5 protein-coding genes are annotated in these 3,381 nt (G+C 66.0%); all 5 read left to right on the forward strand.

The features are described 5' to 3' along the window. A partial coding sequence (locus EA346_RS06910) for a topoisomerase DNA-binding C4 zinc finger domain-containing protein (RefSeq protein ID WP_296756970.1) occupies positions 1 to 387 on the forward strand: 387 nt, incomplete at its 5' end. A gap of 105 nt (positions 388 to 492) precedes the next feature. Further along, positions 493 to 1,053, forward strand: coding sequence for a hypothetical protein (locus EA346_RS06915; protein WP_296756972.1), 561 nt, complete (start codon positions 493 to 495; stop codon positions 1,051 to 1,053). Then, positions 1,050 to 1,214, forward strand: a complete 165-nt coding sequence (locus EA346_RS06920) for a hypothetical protein (protein ID WP_296756974.1) — start codon at positions 1,050 to 1,052, stop codon at positions 1,212 to 1,214. Before EA346_RS06915 ends, EA346_RS06920 begins: the two co-directional genes overlap by 4 nt. A gap of 219 nt (positions 1,215 to 1,433) precedes the next feature. Then, on the forward strand, positions 1,434 to 2,069 hold the full coding sequence (locus EA346_RS06925) for an STY4534 family ICE replication protein (RefSeq protein WP_296756976.1): 636 nt from the start codon (positions 1,434 to 1,436) through the stop codon (positions 2,067 to 2,069). 245 nt (positions 2,070 to 2,314) lie between these two features. Beyond that, positions 2,315 to 3,136 carry a DUF932 domain-containing protein gene (locus EA346_RS06930; protein WP_296756978.1) on the forward strand — a complete coding sequence of 274 codons (822 nt, stop codon included), beginning with the start codon at positions 2,315 to 2,317 and terminating at the stop codon, positions 3,134 to 3,136. The last annotated feature ends 245 nt before the right edge of the window (positions 3,137 to 3,381 follow it).

Here is a 3,381-nt window from a genome sequence, read left to right on the forward strand (position 1 = left end):
CACCTGGTCGCGACCGACACCGGTTGTGCCTTGATCGATGCGTTGCCGGCCCCGGTCACCGACCCCGGCACGACCGCCCTGTGGGAGCAGGCGCTGGAGGAGATCGCCGAGGGGCGTCGCGACTCGGCCGAGTTCCTGAAGCAGCAGGCGGACTGGGTTGGCGTACTGGTGGCCCGGGCGCAGGGCGGCGCAGGCCTGGCCCTGCGCCCTGTGGGCACGCCCCAGCACCCGTGCCCGGCCTGTGGCAAGCCGCTGAAGCGGCGCAAGGGGCGTGACGGTCATTTCTGGGGCTGTACGGGCTATCCCGAGTGTCGTGCGACGCTTCCGGATCAGCGGGGTAAGCCCGGGAAGGCACGGAGCCTGCGCCAGCGGACACGGGCTGGGTAAGTCAATGGGAGGAAGGCGGTATCGGACGGAGCGCATTGCGCTGAGACCGCGCCAGGGATGCCGTCGTCCTCCCACCCTTTGAAATCGCGGATCGGTAGGAGAGGCATGAGTAGGTTGAAACTGCTGGCGGCCGGCACGGTAACTGCGATGGTCGTGATGGGATCGACCGGCTGCGTTCTGACCGGCGCGTCCGGTACGCAGTACCGGATCGGGACCGGGGGCATCCAGGAGATCCCGCCCGAAGAGCGGGTGGCGGCGACTCCGCATCCGGGGCAGCAGACGCTCAAGCATACCCGCGAAGCCCCGGATCCGATGCAGACCTTCGAGATGACCACGCAGTGGGATGTCGACACCGCGTATGCGCGCATCCGGCGTCATTTCGGGTTCCAGACGCTGGTGGAGCGTGCAGGGCGGGATGAGCGGCAACAGCAGTGGGTCGCTCTGGATCGCGGGTACCACCATCGTGCGACGCCCAGCGTGCAGTACAGCCTGCGCCAGTATCGCGTGCGCAATGTGGACGGGTATCAGGACCCCCTGCAGATCGACATCGACCGGGAGGGACAGGGTGCTCGGCTGCATGTCCAGTTCTATGCGGATACGGCCCCTGGCGGTTCCGAGGCTTTTGCGCGTCATCTCCGATCGGAGCTGGCGGAGGCCTTGCGGTGAGCGATCCGGATCCGGACGTCGCGGAACGGTGGGCGCTGTGGCCTGACGGGGCGATGTGTCCCGCGGATGAAGTGGAGGCGATGCTGCGAGCACCCTGTGCGTTCTCAGACGATTTTCAGTGGGTGTGGGTGGTGCCCGGTGATGACGATGACCCGGCGTGACGCAAGCACGCCCATCCTTGACGGGCAGGACAGGGATCATCTATAGGATAGGCAGTAGTCCCTGGTCGCTTGGGTCAAAGCGGCGCCCGCAAGTCCCTCCGGATCGCGTGAAGGGACGGCCTTTCGGCTTCGATCCATACATTCCACCCTCTCGGGGATCGCCATCCCCGACCGGGCCATGGTGTTCCCCTGTCTTTCGTTCAACACAGGAGCAATACCATGACCGACAAAAAATACTTCGATCTGCATGTCACTGGCATCGGTTACCTGGGTCGTGCCCGGGAGGTTCCGGTTCGCCGGGGCGAGCCGTTTCTGGCTCTGGAAATCAATGCCCTGCACGGGGCCGCGGACCAGGTGGAATACACCCGCTTCGATTGCCGCGTGACCGGTGGTGAGGCACAGATGCTGGTTCGGCGGTTCATGCCCCGGATCAACGACCGGGACGCGAAGGTTCTGGTGGGTTTCCGGCTCGGGGATCTCTATCCCGACGTCTTCACCTACCAGACCGGCGAAAAGGCCGGGCAGACCGGCGTTTCGCTCAAGGCCCGTTTGCTCAAGATCCACTGGATCAAGGTCAACGGGGAATGGGTCTACACCGCGGAGGCGTCGGAAGAGGGCACCACGATCCCGGAGCCGGAAACGGCCTCGACCGGCGCTGTGGCGCAGGTCGCCGAGGATGAGGGATCTCCGCTGCCGGTCACGGACGCGGAGGACGACCTCAGCGCCTATCTGCCGGAGGAAGTGGAGTTGTCCAAGGACGATCCGGACTTCCTGAGCAAGAAGGAGCAGCTCAAGGCGAGCGGCTATCGTTTCGATGGCACGCGCAAGGTGTGGCGTTTGCCCGCCGTCGCCTGACTCGACCTCGAGGGTGGCCGGGATTTCGATCCCGGCGCCCTTTCCCAAGGCCCGCACTGTACGGGTTTCCGGAAAGAGCGGTTTTTGACCGTGTCACTGCGGGTTCAGTGACACCCAAGCCTCTGCGGATCGGGCAGAGAGGCAGCCCCCTTCGGGGTCGATCCATTCTTCCAAAACCCTGCCGGGGCACGTCACCCCGCAGGGGTTGGCGTGTTCTCCCGGCTCTTTCAATCAGGAGAAACGCCATGTCCATGAACCACGGTTTGTCCACTGACACGCTGCGCCGCCTGGTGCCCGCAGCCTTTGCCACGCAACCGCATGCCGCGGTGTCCGACCGGTACGGCTTCGTGCCGACCAGTGCGGTGATTGACGGGCTGCGCGACGAGGGCTGGTTTCCGGTCCGGGCGCAGCAGACCCGCGTGCGCGACTACACCCGCAGAGGTGTGGCCCGGCACCTGATCCGCTTCCGCCAGGATCCGGCCCGGCAGGTGCAGGTCGGCGACAGCATCGCGGAACTGGTGCTGACCAACAGCCACGACCGCAGCTCGGCCTACCAGCTCGACCTCGGGCTGTTTCGCCTGATCTGTTCCAACGGGATGGTGACGCCGGTGGGAGCCACCGGTGGCATCCGGGTCCGTCACGGCAAGAACGTGGTGGACGAGATCCTGGTCGGCTCGATTGAACTGGTCGAGGCGGTGCCCAACATCGCGGCGCGGGTCGACGCCTTTCAAAGCACGCCCATGTCCCGCGGCGAGTCGGAGCTGTTTGCCGAGTCGGCCCTGGAACTGCGTTATGGCGAGGACTGGAAGATGTCGAGCCCGGTGCGGCCGGCTGACGTCGTCCATCCGCGCCGCCACGAGGACGCCCAGGACAGGACGCTCTGGGGCACGTTCAACCGGGCACAGGAGAACCTGCTGAAGGGCGGCCTGCGCGGCCAATCCCGAAGCGGTCGCCTGGTCCGCACACGGCCGGTGAAGTCGGTGACCGAGGACGTGCGGCTGAACCGGGCGCTGTGGAAGCTCGCGGAACGCTTCGCGGAACTCAAGGGCGAGGCGCTGGCGGCCTGAGCCCTGTTGCAACCCCTATCCGCCCCCTTCGGGGGGCGGCCTTTCCCAAGGCCCTGCGCGGCGGCGCCTTCGGAAAGGCGGTTTTTGACCGTGGTCACTGCGGACTCAGTGACACCCAAGCCTCTGCGGATCGGGCAGAGAGGCAGCCCCCTTCGGGGTCGATCCATTCTTCCAAAACCCTGCCGGGGCACGTCACCCCGCAGGGGTTGGCGTGTTCTCCCGGCTCTTTCAATCAGGAGAAACGC

The sequence above is a fragment of the Thioalkalivibrio sp. genome (genome assembly GCF_007692535.1).
GTDB lineage: Bacteria > Pseudomonadota > Gammaproteobacteria > Ectothiorhodospirales > Ectothiorhodospiraceae > Thioalkalivibrio.